Annotated in this window: 14 protein-coding genes; 13 read left to right on the top strand and 1 reads right to left on the bottom strand. The window is 59.3% G+C overall.

All coding sequences use genetic code 11. The features are described 5' to 3' along the window. Window positions 1-181 precede the first annotated feature (181 nt). The 13 genes from ACVWZG_RS04465 to ribB all read left to right on the top strand — a co-directional run bounded on the left by ACVWZG_RS04465 (window position 182) and on the right by ribB (window position 13541). A complete protein-coding gene (locus ACVWZG_RS04465; protein WP_011433647.1) occupies window positions 182-1300 on the top strand; it encodes a class I SAM-dependent methyltransferase in 1119 nt (372 codons plus the stop codon). A gap of 172 nt (window positions 1301-1472) precedes the next feature. Then, on the top strand, window positions 1473-1934 hold the full coding sequence (locus ACVWZG_RS04460) for a hypothetical protein (protein WP_457406293.1): 462 nt from the start codon (window positions 1473-1475) through the stop codon (window positions 1932-1934). Window positions 1935-2007: 73 nt separating this feature from the next. After that, a complete protein-coding gene (locus tag ACVWZG_RS04455; RefSeq protein WP_414329330.1) occupies window positions 2008-2352 on the top strand; it encodes an MgPME-cyclase complex family protein in 345 nt (114 codons plus the stop codon). A gap of 27 nt (window positions 2353-2379) precedes the next feature. Beyond that, entirely contained in the window at window positions 2380-4047 is a 1668-nt protein-coding gene (locus tag ACVWZG_RS04450; RefSeq protein ID WP_457415259.1) for an MFS transporter, read from the top strand. 139 nt (window positions 4048-4186) lie between these two features. Then, window positions 4187-5356: a glycosyltransferase family 4 protein gene (locus ACVWZG_RS04445; RefSeq protein ID WP_457406291.1), complete on the top strand. Its 1170-nt coding sequence runs from the start codon at window positions 4187-4189 to the stop codon at window positions 5354-5356. An 80-nt stretch (window positions 5357-5436) separates the two neighbouring features. Then, window positions 5437-7134 carry a PP2C family protein-serine/threonine phosphatase gene (locus tag ACVWZG_RS04440; RefSeq protein WP_238376753.1) on the top strand — a complete coding sequence of 566 codons (1698 nt, stop codon included), beginning with the start codon at window positions 5437-5439 and terminating at the stop codon, window positions 7132-7134. Between the two features lie 471 nt (window positions 7135-7605). Beyond that, window positions 7606-7824 (top strand): hypothetical protein, encoded by a 219-nt coding sequence (locus tag ACVWZG_RS04435; RefSeq protein ID WP_011433653.1) that lies wholly within the window; start codon window positions 7606-7608, stop codon window positions 7822-7824. Between the two features lie 153 nt (window positions 7825-7977). Then, on the top strand, window positions 7978-9411 hold the full coding sequence (gene argH, locus ACVWZG_RS04430; protein WP_457406357.1) for an argininosuccinate lyase: 1434 nt from the start codon (window positions 7978-7980) through the stop codon (window positions 9409-9411). Between the two features lie 119 nt (window positions 9412-9530). Continuing rightward, window positions 9531-9827 carry a DUF6464 family protein gene (locus tag ACVWZG_RS04425; protein WP_011433656.1) on the top strand — a complete coding sequence of 99 codons (297 nt, stop codon included), beginning with the start codon at window positions 9531-9533 and terminating at the stop codon, window positions 9825-9827. Between the two features lie 161 nt (window positions 9828-9988). Continuing rightward, complete coding sequence (locus tag ACVWZG_RS04420; protein ID WP_011433657.1) at window positions 9989-10477, top strand: M67 family metallopeptidase; 489 nt, start codon at window positions 9989-9991, stop codon at window positions 10475-10477. A 246-nt stretch (window positions 10478-10723) separates the two neighbouring features. Continuing rightward, complete coding sequence (locus ACVWZG_RS04415; RefSeq protein WP_414329337.1) at window positions 10724-11005, top strand: MoaD/ThiS family protein; 282 nt, start codon at window positions 10724-10726, stop codon at window positions 11003-11005. A gap of 2 nt (window positions 11006-11007) precedes the next feature. Continuing rightward, complete coding sequence (gene moeB / locus ACVWZG_RS04410) at window positions 11008-12177, top strand: molybdopterin-synthase adenylyltransferase MoeB (protein WP_011433659.1); 1170 nt, start codon at window positions 11008-11010, stop codon at window positions 12175-12177. Window positions 12178-12287: 110 nt separating this feature from the next. After that, the gene (ribB, locus tag ACVWZG_RS04405; protein ID WP_457406289.1) at window positions 12288-13541 is read left to right on the top strand and encodes a 3,4-dihydroxy-2-butanone-4-phosphate synthase; all 1254 of its coding nucleotides are present in this window, start codon (window positions 12288-12290) and stop codon (window positions 13539-13541) included. Here ribB and ACVWZG_RS04400 read toward each other — a convergent pair. Then, window positions 13530-13964: a hypothetical protein gene (locus tag ACVWZG_RS04400; RefSeq protein WP_457406287.1), complete on the bottom strand. Its 435-nt coding sequence runs from the start codon at window positions 13962-13964 to the stop codon at window positions 13530-13532. The genes ribB and ACVWZG_RS04400 overlap by 12 nt on opposite strands. Window positions 13965-14055 lie beyond the last annotated feature (91 nt).

Genomic DNA, 14055 nt, shown 5'->3' with positions numbered 1-14055 from the left:
ACATCCTTTTGAGGACACCACTAGAGTACTCCCCTGCTTGGCCAGATGGGGTGTGCTCAGGGATCCAATTCCGCCAGGTTTTCCCCGCGCCCAGCGGCTGCCGGCCCGGCGTGGCCGCCTTGCTATAATTAAGTGTAAACAAACGTTAAGCCTTCATTCTTCATTCGCACCTTGCAGGGTTATGAGCCTACAACTAAGTCCTGAGCTGTCGCTGCCGATCCCATCTCCAGTCGGAGAAGCTGCCTACCGCGCTTTTCAGTGGGGCAAAAACATCTTCGGCTTTGCCCACAAAGCGCTCTCCACCCAAGCTTCAGATCTGATGCTCTCCGTGCTCAGGGATCTGCAAAGCTTCTCCTCCGGGAGGACCCCGCCGCCGCGGGCCAAGGTGCGGGTGAGCGCTGACACGCTACAGGTGTTGCGGGCCCGTTACGAACAACTCCTGCAAGCGGACTGGCAAGATGCTGAGGCAGGGTACTACCCTCACGCGCTCCTGTTCGACAACCCCTGGCTGGACTTTGCCCGCTATTACCCACAGGTGTGGTTGGATTTGCCGCAAATTACTCGGCGGGTTCACAGCAAGCGTTACCAAGAGTTTTCTCAAGACATCTCCACCGAGGGCTATCCGAAATACTACCTGCAAAATTTCCATTACCAAACCAACGGCTACCTGAGCGACAGCTCGGCTGAGCTTTATGACCTGCAGGTGGAGCTGCTGTTTGGGGGCACAGCGGACGCGATGCGCCGTCGGGTGATTCGCCTGCTCAAAGATGCCTTGGATCCCACCTTGGTCAGCCCCCACATCCTCGATGTAGCCTGTGGCACGGGGCGGATGCTGCGCTTGCTGCGGGGATCCCTGCCCAAAGCAGCTTTGTATGGCCTGGATCTTTCTCCTGCCTATCTGCGCAAGGCCAACCGACTGTTGCAGGAGCTGCCGGGGGAGCTGCCCCAGCTTATCCGCGCCAACGCCGAGGCCATGCCCTATGCCGATGCCACCTTTGACGCCGTCATCAGCGTTTTTCTCTTTCATGAGCTGCCTGGCCCGGCCAGACAAAATGTCATCAACGAGATGAGTCGGGTGGTGAAGCCAGGGGGCGTGGTGGTCATCTGCGACTCGGTGCAACTGCTGGATTCGCCAGAGCTGAAGGAGACGATGGAAGCCTTTATGCAAACCTTCCACGAACCCTACTACCGCGACTACATCCACGACGATCTGGGGGTGCGCCTGCAACAGGCAGGCTGTGCGGTGCTGCGCCGGGAGACTCACTATGTCAGCGCCTACACCCTAGCCCGTAAAGGTTGAGCGCCCCTTCCACAAGCTTAAGAGGAAGAGTAAATCGGCGGTCACTTGTCCAGAGGGTGTATAGTAGTTTTAGACACGAAACCTTGGATAAGAAGACGGGTCACTAACTGGATAACCCTTGATAACCCTTGGGTGCAAGTCCGTCTAAGATCTTTTTCTTGTGCTTAGGCTCATGTCTCACCCTCATGGATCCCTCCGCGCCGGCATTACTGCTCTCAAGCAGGAGCGCTACCTGGAGGCGATCAACCTTCTCGAGTCGTTCTGCTACTGCTGTTCCATCCAAGAGAGACAGGAGCACCGCCTGAGCGAGCGCAATGGCTCGAGGGCAAATCCGGAAGAATGCGTTTTGGCTCGTGTGGCTCTGATTATGGCTTATCAGGGCAGCGGTGACTTGGAGCGCTCAACTGCCCTTTGCCAAGAGCTGTTGGAGGAGAAGGAAACTCCTGAGTCCGCTCCCTGGGCTCGGGAATGGGCAGCTCAGGCTCTACCGACCCTCAAGCAGGCTTCAGAACACTCCATGCCCCCTGAGGAAGTCATGGCGCGGCTACCCGTTCTCCGGCAGTTGGAAGACTGTCAGCCGCTGTGTAGCTCCCGCGATCCGGCTCCGCATCTGCTCAAATCTGCCTCTCTCTGAGGGAGAGGATCTGCAAGGAGCGGTGGACGCCCGGCTCTAGCCTTTATTCTCAACACAGTTCCACAGCAATCTTATGTCTGCTGCCGAACCGACTACCTATCATTTTGTCGTTGCCAGCCTGTCTTTCTTACGTTCTGAGCCTCTGGAAGAGGTGCTGGAGGAGCGTCGTCGATACTGCGAGGAGCGCCATTGCCCTGTCGATTTCTTCTGGGTGCCGCAGCCGGCCTTCATGGAAGCTCCAGAGTTAAAGCCCCTGCGGGACAAGTTGAAGGAGCCCCTGGGGGCAGTGGTATCCACCAACGCGGATTTTATTCGTTGGCTGAGCCTGCGCTTAACCTTTGTAGAGAAGGGCAGCTTTGTGGCTCCAAGCGAGTCGATCCCGGATCCCTTGCGCTCCTTGTCTGCCGCAGGAAGCTAGGCCTGCCGATTCCCAAGATTTGGGTTGGTGGATTGGAAGGCGGGCCAAGATAAGATCGGGGCACCCCATTTCCACTTTTGTTTGCTGACGGGATCCCATTCTGTTGTGGGGCCGACGTCGGGGAAATGGGCAGGTCACCTGGGGAGCATGATGACTTTGGAGCAACGATGGGGCTGGCCGGAGGGAGGGGCAGGGATCTGCCACCCCAGTTCCCCTCTCCAGAATCCCCCACCTGCGTCAACGCCAACTTGGGGGCTGAAGTCAGAAGCTCTCTTGCCTGAGCCGACAGCAAGCCCCGCCCTCAGCTTGCTGGAGCATTCTTCCGGGGATCCCTTGCCAGAGCCATCTCCTGAAGATCCCGAAAAGGGGCAAAAAGCAGAGAAGGAAGATCAAGGTCTGTCTGAGCCGGGCCTGAGCAACTTTGTAACCGTGCTGCGCCGGCGCAATTTCCTGCTGCTGTGGATGGGGCAGGTGTGTTCCCAGTTGGCGGACAAGGTGTTGTTGGTGCTGCTGATCGGCTTGGTTGCCCGCGAATTTCAACCCGAAGGGGCTTCCATCAGCGGTCAGGTTTCGGCCATCATGCTGGCTTTTACGCTGCCGGCGATGCTACTGGGCAGCCTGGCAGGGGTATTTGTGGATCGCTGGCTAAAAAAAGGGGTGTTGGTGCTCTCCAACCTGGGGCGTGGGATCCTAGTGCTGCTGTTGCCGCCGCTGCTCTGGCTCACTGCCGGGCGCGACCTTTGGCCGGGGATCCCCTTGGGGTTTGCGGGGCTGTTGCTGGTGAGCTTTGCCGTCTCGGTTCTGACCCAGTTTTTTGCTCCTGCCGAGCAGGCGACTTTGCCCCTGATCCTGCCGAAGCGAGAGCTGCTGGCGGCCAACTCCCTGTACACCACCACGATGATGGCTTCGCTGATCGTCGGGTTTGCCGTGGGGGAGCCGCTGTTAACCCTGGCAGATCGTTGGGTACGCCATTGGTTGCCGGGCTGGGAAGTGGGGCCGGAGCTGTTGGTGGGGGGAGCCTACCTCTTGGCGGGATCCCTGCTGTTGCTGCTACAACCCCACGAGAAGCTGGAGCCCCGGCGTTGGGAAGTCCCTCACCTCTGGGAAGATCTCCGGCTGGGCCTGCACTATGTCGGCCAGGTGCCCCTGATCCGAGCTGCTTTGGTGCAGGTGGTGGTGCTCTACTCGCTGTTTGCGGCGCTGGCAGTTTTGGCGGTGCGCATGGCCGAAGTGATGGCAGAGCTGAAGCCGGATCAGTTCGGGGTGTTGTTGGCCGCTGCTGGCCTGGGCATGGGGATCGGCGCCTTTTGGGTGGGCCATACGGGCCGACGGGTGAGCCGCCGCGCCTGGGTTGGCCTGGGATCCCTGCTGCTCTGTGGGGCTCTGGCAGCCCTCTCCTGGACGACCCACTGGCTGCTGCCCAGCTTGGGCTGGATTGCCCTGTTGGGCTGTGGCGGGGCTCTGGTGGCGGTGCCGATGCAAACCTTGATCCAAGAGGAAACGCCTGACCATCTGCGAGGCAAGATCTTTGGGCTCCAGAACAACGCCGCCAACATTGCCCTCAGTTTGCCGCTGGTGTTCACGGGATTGGCAGAAGCCCGCCTTGGCCTTCCCTGGATGTTTGTGGCCCTGTCTGTTCTGGCGGGGCTGGCGGGGCTGTACACCTGGAGCCTATTGGGCAGAGAGGTCTCGTAAATCCTGCCGCAGCGCGAGGTTGGATATCCTCTTCCGAGGGGACGGGCCAAGGCAGGAGCTAACTCTGCTACTCTTGTAGAGGCTTGAGCATCGAGACTCCCTTTGCAGCTCAGCGTTTTAGCTCCGCGGGGATCCGCCCATGCACATCGCCTGGATAGGCAAAAAAACACCTTTCTGTGGCAACGTCACCTATAGCCGCGAGGTGACCAACGGCCTTTTGGATCGGGGACATCAGGTTAGCTTTTTTCACTTCACCAACGACGGCCAACCGCCCGCCCTGGATCCTGGAGGTGAAGGCTGGAGGGCGGAGCTGGATCGTCGAGACGTTTCCCTCCCCTGTCTGTACAAGTCGCAGATTTACACGATCCCGGCCCCCAACGCCAAGCGGTTGCTCACCCAGGCCCTAAAGGAATTGCAGCCGGATCTGGTACATGCCTCCTTGACCATTTCTCCCATCGACTTTGTGCTGCCGGAGATCTGTGCTGAGCTCAACCAGCCGCTGGTGGCCACCTTCCACCCGGCCTTCGACCGGCGGCGGCGCAACATCGCCTCTCGCACCCAATACTTGGCCTACCAGCTCTACGCCCCGTGTTTGGCCAACTATCACCGCACCATCGTCTTCTCGGAAACGCAGCGGGAGATCTTGGTCAAGCTGGGGGTGCGCCCCCAACAGGTGGTGGTCATTCCCAATGGTGTGGATGTGGACAAGTACGCGCCTGGGCCCTCCACCCTCAAACAGCGGTTGGGACTGGAGCGGATCTTCGTCTATCAAGGGCGGGTCTCGCCGGAAAAAAACCTGGAAGCCCTACTCAAGGCTTGGAAACACGCCCAAATGGGGGAGAAGTGTGGTCTGCTGATCGTGGGGGATGGGCCACTGCTCAACACCCTCAAGCCCTGCTACACCCTTCAACATGGGATCCACTGGCTGGGCTATATTGCCGACGAGCAGCAGCGCATCGAGATCTTGCGAGGGGCTGATGTGTTTGTTTTGCCCTCCTTGATCGAGGGGCTCTCTTTGTCCCTGTTGGAGGCGATGGCCTGTGGGGTGGCAGCGGTAGCCACCGATGTCGGCGCTGATGGAGAGGTTTTGGCCGATGGAGCTGGGATCCCGCTGGATCCGACACGGGTGACAGCAGAGCTGCAAACGCTGCTGCCTTTGCTGCGGGATCAACGGGAGTTTACCCAACTGCTGGGGATGAAGGCCCGCCAGCGGGTGCTGGAGCGCTATACCCTCAGCCACAACCTCAGCCAGGTGGAACAGCTCTACCGAGAGCTGTGCCAGGGATCCCGTCAGCCTCGCCGGGTGTGAGGGATGAGTGTGATGAAGCTTGTGATATTTTTGCTAAGCTGTTTCGTTACGTTTCCAAGGGATTAACGCCAGTCTTCCCGATGGATGATCACAGCCCCCAAAAGGCCGTTTTAGGGCAGCCCCCTGCCGGGCTGTCAGATTCTTTGTGGTCAGAGTCCTTGCTGGCCCAGGATTCGGGCAAAAATCCCCTCCCCCCCAATGCTCCGTCGCTGTCGCCCACGGACAATTCGGGGGACTTGCGCTCAGCTCAGACCGGCCAGGATGAGGATCCCACCTCTTCAGGTGCCGTTGCGTCCGATGATAGAGAGCTGCCGGAGGTCAAGCCGGCCATTGTGCCTGCCCCTGCAATGCCGGATCGGGTGGCAGAACTGGAGAGAGAACACCATCGGATGCAGTATCTGCTGGCGTGGCTGGCTTTTGCTCTGCGCTCTTTTAACAACTTGAACCAGATCCTGGAGCTGACGGCTTTTGTGGCCAGCCAACTGACCGATGCCGAAGGCGGAGCCCTGGTTTTGTTCAATCCCAACGGCACCATCCAGTTGGATCAACTGCATTGCTCTGATCTCAATCACCGCGAGCAGATTCGGGCTGAGATGGAGCAAATTACCCAGACCCTCTCGGCTCAAGAGCCCATTCTCAAAACGGAGGGATCCCTGTCTGTTAAGATCCCTGCCCTTGAACACCTCTTGGACGAACGGTTCCGCCAGAGCTTGGGGCCGGATGTACGCCTTTTCGGCACGCCGCTGCTGATTCGCAACTCTGTCCAGGGTCGCTTGTACGTCTTCAGCCGTCAGCCTGGCTACCACTGGGATGAACGTCGCCAACAACTGTTGCGCTTGGTCGCCGATCAGGCAGGGGTGGCCATCGAAAATGACCGCTTGACGGCAGCCTTGCGCCGCAAGATGGCCCTGGAAAAAGAAATGGAGATTGGCTCTTACATCCAGACCCAACTGCTACCTCGGGAGTGCCCTCAAGTCAAGGGGATTCGCTTGGCAGCCCGTTGCCGGGTGGCCAGCAAAGTGGGAGGCGACTACTATGACTTCATCAAGATTCCCGGCGAACGCCTGGAAACATCCGACTCATCTGAAGAAACGGCAGGCTTTCGCTTGGCCATCGTCATTGGGGATGTGATGGGCAAAGGGGTGCCCGCCGGCCTGTTGATGACCATGACCCGCGCCATGGTGCGGGCGGAGGCCCTCAACCGCCATTCGCCGGCCCGTGTTCTGCAACATCTGAACCGGGCCATGTACAGTGACCTGGAAAACTCCAATCGCTTCATCAGCCTGTTTTATTCGGAGTACGATCCCCGCTCCCATCGCCTCTGCTTCAGCAACGCGGCCCACAACCCCACCCTGTGGTGGCAGGCCCGCACCCGAGAAATTCAACCCCTGGACACAGAGGGGGCGCTGATCGGCTTGGAAGAAAACAGCCACTACTCGGAAAGCTGCGTGCAACTGCAACCCGGGGATGTGGTGGTGTACTACACCGATGGCTACACGGAGACAGCCAACACCCGCGGCGAGCGCTTGGAAACCTCTGGGCTGATGGACGCCATCCAGTACGCTGCCCGTCGCTACGACTCCCCCGAAGACATTTTGGAGAGCTTGTTTGAGCAGATGGATGCCTTCCGAGGCCGTCGGGGATCCCATCCTCTTCCCCTATGGCTGCCCGAGGATCCAGAGCTCCTGTTGCAGGACGAGATTTCCCTGCGGCCTGAGCCCGTGGACGACACAACGCTGGTGGTGTTGAAGGTGTTGCCCGACTCCGAGCCAGCCTAGCTAAAAAAGTTCAAACTCAGGGTTAATGACAGCAGGCCGCAACGCTCACAATAGCTCAAGCAAGCTACTCAACGCTACTGGGCTGGGCAGCAACGGTGGGTTGGTTGACGTGGTTTTGCCGGACTACTAGGCTAGTTGGTTAGTTCTGGCATGCGTTCTGCATGGGCTAAAGCCTGCTCCAGCTTTAGTCTGTGTGGCTCTCTCAGAGAGCAAGGAGCGGCTACCTGCAGCTTGCGGGGAAGTCACGCCTGTGGAGATCCCTCTGGCGGGGCAGTGGGGGTGATCTCTGCTGCCAGCCATAGTTCGTTAAGGCAGGAAGAAAGCAGAAGCGCGGCAGACGCTGAGCACTCCGCGCCGCCGGTGCGAGTGGAAGTGTTTGTTGGCGTTTCGTAGGTCTTTCAGAGCGGTACGCTCTAGCTGGTGGAGCTACCAGGTTGGCTGCACTGTGTTATCTACACCTGAGGTACAACCATGAACTTCTCTCCTTCTGGGTCTGAGACCGCTTCGGTTTACTTGCCGGCCCCCACGGCTTTCCAGACGGAAATGATTGTCGGGCAGGTGTTCCGACAGGATGTGCTGGGCGATATCCGCAAGGGTTGGAATGGCTTTGTGGAATCGGGCCAAATTTGGGCGCTTTTGATAGGGATCGTGGCGGGCTACATGCTCAAGAGCATCACCAGCTCCCACTAGAGCCTTGTCGCCATTGCTCTAGCTGGATCCATTGGGCCTGGGCCGGCGGGGTTTTGGCCGTCGGCGGTCGGTTTCTGTGTTTTTTCTCCACAACTGCAGTGGGGTCTTCCTACGGTGGTCAATCCTTCTCCCCATTCTTCCGGTTCCCAGCCAATGCCTGAGCCGACGGTAACTTCCACCCCTCGCCCCTGGAGCCAACGCTTCGAGGGATCCCTGCATCCTGCCATCGCCCGCTTCAACGCCAGCATCGGCTTCGACATCCGCCTGCTGCCCTACGATGTGGCCGGATCCCTGGCTCATGTGCAAATGTTGGCCGCTTGTGGCATCCTGACCCAGCAAGAGGCCGACCAGATCCGGCAGGGATTGGAGCAGATCCAACAGGAGGCGGCTGCCGGCACCTTCCGGCCCGATCCAGAGGCAGAGGATGTCCACTATGCCGTCGAGCGTCGTTTGGTGGCTTTGGTGGGGGAAGTGGGAAAAAAACTGCATACCGGGCGCTCCCGCAATGACCAAGTGGCCACCGATCTGCGTCTCTATCTGCGAGATCAGATCGATCACCTTCGTCAAGCTCTCTGGGAGCTGCGCGGAGTTTTGTTGGACTTGGCCGAGCGGCATCTGGAGACGATCCTGCCCGGCTACACCCATCTGCAACGGGCTCAGCCGATTAGCTTAGCCCACCACCTCTTGGCCTATGAAGAAATGCTCTGGCGAGACTGGCAACGGCTGGGGCGGGTGCGGGAAGAGGCGAATGTCTGTCCTCTCGGATCCGGAGCTTTGGCCGGCACTTCCCTGCCCATTGATCGGCAGCTCACCGCCCATCTGCTGGGATTTGAGCGGATCAGCGCCAACAGCTTGGATGCCGTCAGCGACCGGGACTACCTGGTGGAGTTCCACGCTGCCGCCAGCTTGATTTTGGTGCATCTCAGCCGCCTCTCGGAAGAGATGATCCTCTGGGCTTCCCAGGAGTTCGGCTTTGTCACCCTCACCGATGCCTGTGCCACCGGCTCCAGCCTCATGCCCCAGAAGAAAAATCCCGATGTGCCGGAGCTGGTGCGCGGCAAGGCGGGGCGGGTGTTTGGCCATCTCCAGGCTTTGTTGGTCACCTTGAAGGGGCTGCCGCTGGCCTACAACAAAGACCTCCAAGAAGACAAAGAGGGGCTATTCGACACGGTCGATACCCTGAAAGCCTGCCTAGAGGCGATGACCATTCTGCTGCGGGAAGGGATCCAATTTCAACCTGAGCGCATGGCGGCTGCTGTGCAGGAAGATTTCTCCAACGCCACCGATGTGGCCGACTACTTGGTGCGCAAAGGGATCCCCTTTCGCACAGCCCATGATTTGGTGGGGCAGATTGTGCGCATTTGTTTGGCAGAGGGGATCCTGCTGCGGGATCTGCCCTTGGAGCGCTGGAAAACCTTCCACCCGGCCTTTGAGGCGGACATTTTGACGGCCATTGAGCCCCGCCAGGTGGTGGCCACGCGGCTCAGCGCCGGGGGAACGGGCTTTGCTGTGGTGCGAGCAGCCCTGCAACGGGCCCAGGCCCGCCACCAGCAGCCAGAGCCATCGGAAGAAACTCCACAAACTTAAACTGAACTCAAGGAGAGTTTGCAATTCTTGGGTTCTTCTCGCCAGTGTGTGCCATCCTGAGGTTCTCAGCCATCCAACGCAACTCCCAGCCTGTTGGCCTCTTCCTTGGGTATCGTTCCATGTTGGATAACCTTACCGTCCGTGTCCTAGAACATGCGGCCAAGCGTCGCTGGCGGGAACGCGCCTACAGCCGATTTTTGCAAGATTGGCGACGGCAAGTGGTGCTGCTGCGCCGTCAACGGGCCGGCGAATTTGGCCCACCCCTGGGGGATCCCTCTTGTGTTTTCAGTGCCCACTCGGCTTGGTTGCGCTGTGCCGTCCATCCCCAAGGGCCGTGCCAGGGTTGCCCCCACTATGCCCCCGTCACCCCTCCAAAGCCAGAGCCACCTCTGGGTTCACTCGATGGACGGGTCTGACCGCGCCACACTGGTGGCCGAACATTTTCAGCAGCGGCGGCCTCTGCGGAACGGCCTGCCCGTTGCGCCCCAATGGCATCCGCTGTAGCCAGGTTGAGGGATCCCCGGCCAACTTGTGCCAGAATAAAAGAACGGTAACTCCATCGGCAAAGGCGAGATTCATGGCCCTCTACCTCTCGGCAGACCACCTTCACAGCATCCGCCAGCACGGCGAACAAGCCTTTCCCCACGAGAGCTGCGGCATTTTAATTGGGGAAATCCGGGGATCCGACAAGATCATCCACGAGCTTTGGTCGGTGACCAACACCTGGGATCAAGCGGAAAACCCTCTGGCAGACGGGGAATCCAGCCGCCGCCGCTTCTTGATCGATCCGGCGGATTTCAAGCGGGCCAACGACCACGCGGTGCGCAAAGGGCTGGGGATCCTGGGCACCTATCATTCCCATCCCAACCATGCGGCCATTCCCTCCGAGTTTGATCGGCAGCATGCTTTTCCCTGGGGCTTTTCCTGTGTGATCGTCAGTGTGCGCGAGGGCAAGGCAGAAGAGGTGGTGAGCTGGGTTTTGGATGAGCAGGAGCAGCCCCAACGGGAGCCGATGCAGATGCTGGAAGACATTCGCATCCCCCCGCTCCCGGCTTTGGCAAGCTAGAGTCGTTTGGGCTTTGCCGCTGTTTGAGGCTGAAGTTCACGGCTAAGTACAGTTGGGATCCTTGAAAGCTGGGATGGGTGCCACCGGAAAAAGCGGTAGTCTAGTGCTGAACCTTGTCTGTAACATAGCTGAATCCTCAAAGTCAGTAGACAGCCCCAACAAGATCGACAAACGGATAGGTCAGCCCAGATCCTCTGGATCCTCAAAAGTCTCCAGTAGATACCCAAGATCTCTCCCCGAACTCCCATGGCAACCAAAGTTCTGATCCCCTCTCCCCTGCGCCCCTACACCGACAACCTGGAAGCTGTCGAGATCGAGGGCAGCAATGTTGGCGAAGTGATGGGCAACCTCATCGCCCGCTACGGCGAGCTGAAGCGCCACCTCTACACCGAGGATGGGAAGCTGCGCAATTTTGTCAATGTCTACCTCAACGACGAGGATGTGCGCACGTTGCCCCAAGGCGACAGCACCCCCGTGGGAGAACAAGCCGTCATCAGCATCGTTCCTGCTATTGCCGGAGGGTTGTGAGCATGTTGAACCTGGATACCAGCCAAGTTAGCCTCTCCCGCGAAGAGATGGAGCGGTTTTCTCGGCATTTGATCCTGCCCGAGGTGGGCCTAGAAGGACAGAAGCGGCTGAAAGCGGGCAAAGTGCTGTGCATCGGCACAGGCGGCCTTGGCTCGCCCCTGTTGCTGTACTTGGCGGCAGCCGGCGTGGGGCGGATCGGCATTGTCGATTTTGATGTGGTGGATGTGTCCAACCTGCAGCGGCAGGTGATCCACGGCACCTCCTGGGTGGGCAAGCCGAAGGTGGAATCGGCCAAGAACCGCATCCTGGAGATCAACCCCCACTGTCAAGTGGATGTTTACAACACCGCCCTGAAGGCCCACAACGCTCTGGAGCTGTTTGCCAACTACGACGTGATCGTGGATGGCACCGATAACTTCCCCACCCGTTACCTGGTGAACGATGCCTGTGTGTTGACGGGCAAGCCCAATGTCTACGGCTCGATCTTCCGCTTCGAGGGACAAGCGACGGTCTTCAACTACGAAGATGGGCCCAACTACCGGGATCTCTACCCCGAGCCGCCCCCACCAGGACTGGTGCCCTCCTGCGCCGAAGGGGGAGTGTTGGGGATCCTCCCCGGCATCATCGGTGTTATTCAAGCTACCGAAACCGTGAAGATCCTGCTGGGCGTGGGCACAACCCTAAGTGGGCGGCTGCTGCTTTACGATGCCCTGAACATGAGCTTCCGGGAGCTGAAGCTGCGCAAAAACCCCGCCACTCCTCCCATCACCCAGCTTATCGACTATGAGCAGTTCTGCGGGATCCCGCCAGCCCAAGCCACAGAACAAGCTGGCCAGACAGAGATCCCCGAGATCACTGTGGCCGAGCTGAAAGCGCGGATGGATGCTCACCAAGACTTTGTGTTGGTCGATGTGCGCAACCCAAATGAGTGGGAGATAGGCCGGATCCCTGGTGCTCACCTGATCCCCCTGCCCCAAATTGAAAACGGCGACGGGGTGGAGCAGGTGCGTCGCCTCCTTAACGGCTCAGAGCTGATCGTCCACTGCAAGAGTGGGGCACGCTCGGCCAAAGCCCTGAAGATCCTACAAGCTGCTGGGATCCAAGGAAAAAACCTGCGCGGGGGGATCCTCGCCTGGGCAGAGGCTTACGATCCCTCGATTCCCAAGTACTGACTCTGTCTCAGGATCCCTAGCTGTTGCCCGGTTTGCTCTAGCATAGATCTGGCAGATCCGGTGCCCAGAGCCGGCTGTGCCAGGTTTTCCCTTTTTGCGTCCCCTTTTCCATGAGCGCCATCCCGCAGGCCGAGACAGAAACGATCTTCCACTCCATCCCCGAAGCCCTCGAAGACCTCAAGTGTGGTCGCATGGTCATCGTGGTCGATGACGAAAACCGAGAAAACGAAGGGGATCTGGTCTGTGCTGCCCAGTTTGCCACTCCGCAGGCCATCAACTTCATGGCCACCTACGGGCGGGGCCTTATCTGCCTGGCTATGCAAGGATCCCGCCTCGATGAGCTGAAGATCCCCCTGATGGTGGGGCAGAACACCGACAGCAACCAAACTGCCTTCACCGTCAGCATTGATGCTGGGCCAGAGGCTGGAGTTTCCACCGGCATTTCCGCTGCCGATCGCTCTCGCACCATTCAGGCGGCCATTCACCCGCACACGCGACCGGAAGATCTGCGCCGGCCTGGGCATGTCTTTCCGCTGCGGGCACGGGAGGGCGGAGTACTCAAACGGGCTGGCCATACGGAAGCAGCGGTGGATCTGGCGATGTTGGCCGGGCTGTATCCGGCAGGGGTGATTTGCGAGATCCAAAACCCGGATGGCTCCATGGCCCGCCTGCCCCAGTTGATCGAATATGCCCGTCAGCACGATTTGAAGATCATCACCATCGCCCACCTCATCGAGTACCGCCTGCGCACCGAACAACTGGTTCACCGAGAGGCTGCTGCTATCCTGCCGACGGAGTTCGGCCAGTTTCGGGTTTACGGCTACCGCGACAGCCTTAACCAAGTCGAGCACCTGGCTCTGGTGAAAGGGGATCCGACCCAATTTGCCGCTGAGCCCGTCCTGGTGCGCGTCCATGTGGAGTGTCCCCTAGGGGATGCGCTGGGATCCCTGCGCTGCGATTGTCGCCGCCAATTGACAGCGGCCCTGAAGATGATCGACCACCAAGGCAAGGGGGTACTGGTGTACCTGCGCCGGCAAGAGCAGGAGCTGAGTCTCATCGAGCAAATCAAGTCCTACGCCCGGCAAGATCTGGGACTTTCTGAAACCGCGCCACCAGTGGCGATGGACTTGCGCGATTACGGCATCGGCGCCCAGATCCTACGGGATGTAGGGGTGCGCAAAATGCGCCTGATCAGCAATACCTCTCGCCACATCAGCGGCTTGAAAGGATTTGGCCTGGAAGTGGCCGAGCGCGTGCCCCTGCTGGTGGAAGAGCCGGATCTCAATTTGCATGTGGAGCCGTCCTGTTCCCTGAAACTGTTGCTGCACGACGCTGGCGCAACCGATTCCGGCTCAAGCCTGTAGCGCGTTGTAGGGCCGAGGGCTATGGTGGAACAAAGACTGGGGTGCAGCCGGCTCGCCATCCACCACATAAGCCTTGGATCCCCAACCCCAAAAAGACCAGAAAGGACGTTTGGGCAAAGATGGAACCGAACGCGCCGGTAGGAGGGAGTCCCTGGCTGTCGGGCTCAACAGTTGCTTCGGCAAGACGGGAATGTCGGATCCCACCTGCGACCACACTTCATAGCCCTGAGGGCGCACCACCACCAGGCTGATCAGGGATCCGTGATCCATGTCGTAGCGGCAACTGGCGATGGCCTCTTGCAGCTGAGAAAAGCCCCGGTTGAAGACGTAAAAATGGTCTTGGAAGCGGATGGCCTCCCAGAAACCTTCCCGTGTAACCGCCACATAGTCGTGATTGGCGGAGGCGTAGTCGAGGATCACCATGCGTGTAAAGACTGATCAGCGATGAATCAAAATGAGAGAGCTTTTACCGTATTTTCACTTAAGCACGATCTTGGGCAGCCTGTCATCCGCA

This window comes from Thermostichus sp. OS-CIW-33 (genome assembly GCF_054059615.1).
Note: the sequence above shows the minus strand (reverse complement) of the source record. Positions and strands in the feature narration are given on the sequence as shown.

What these genes read in the sequence shown, in the direction of transcription:
- ACVWZG_RS04465 (WP_011433647.1), top strand. Translation starts at nt 182, where the DNA reads ATGAGCCTACAACTAAGTCCTGAGCTGTCGCTGCCGATCCCATCTCCA.
- ACVWZG_RS04460 (WP_457406293.1), top strand. Translation starts at nt 1,473, where the DNA reads ATGTCTCACCCTCATGGATCCCTCCGCGCCGGCATTACTGCTCTCAAG.
- ACVWZG_RS04455 (WP_414329330.1), top strand. Translation starts at nt 2,008, where the DNA reads ATGTCTGCTGCCGAACCGACTACCTATCATTTTGTCGTTGCCAGCCTG.
- ACVWZG_RS04445 (WP_457406291.1), top strand. Translation starts at nt 4,187, where the DNA reads ATGCACATCGCCTGGATAGGCAAAAAAACACCTTTCTGTGGCAACGTC.
- ACVWZG_RS04440 (WP_238376753.1), top strand. Translation starts at nt 5,437, where the DNA reads ATGGATGATCACAGCCCCCAAAAGGCCGTTTTAGGGCAGCCCCCTGCC.
- ACVWZG_RS04435 (WP_011433653.1), top strand. Translation starts at nt 7,606, where the DNA reads ATGAACTTCTCTCCTTCTGGGTCTGAGACCGCTTCGGTTTACTTGCCG.
- argH (WP_457406357.1), top strand. Translation starts at nt 7,978, where the DNA reads ATGCCTGAGCCGACGGTAACTTCCACCCCTCGCCCCTGGAGCCAACGC.
- ACVWZG_RS04425 (WP_011433656.1), top strand. Translation starts at nt 9,531, where the DNA reads ATGTTGGATAACCTTACCGTCCGTGTCCTAGAACATGCGGCCAAGCGT.
- ACVWZG_RS04420 (WP_011433657.1), top strand. Translation starts at nt 9,989, where the DNA reads ATGGCCCTCTACCTCTCGGCAGACCACCTTCACAGCATCCGCCAGCAC.
- ACVWZG_RS04415 (WP_414329337.1), top strand. Translation starts at nt 10,724, where the DNA reads ATGGCAACCAAAGTTCTGATCCCCTCTCCCCTGCGCCCCTACACCGAC.
- moeB (WP_011433659.1), top strand. Translation starts at nt 11,008, where the DNA reads ATGTTGAACCTGGATACCAGCCAAGTTAGCCTCTCCCGCGAAGAGATG.
- ribB (WP_457406289.1), top strand. Translation starts at nt 12,288, where the DNA reads ATGAGCGCCATCCCGCAGGCCGAGACAGAAACGATCTTCCACTCCATC.
- ACVWZG_RS04400 (WP_457406287.1), bottom strand. Translation starts at nt 13,964, where the DNA reads ATGGTGATCCTCGACTACGCCTCCGCCAATCACGACTATGTGGCGGTT.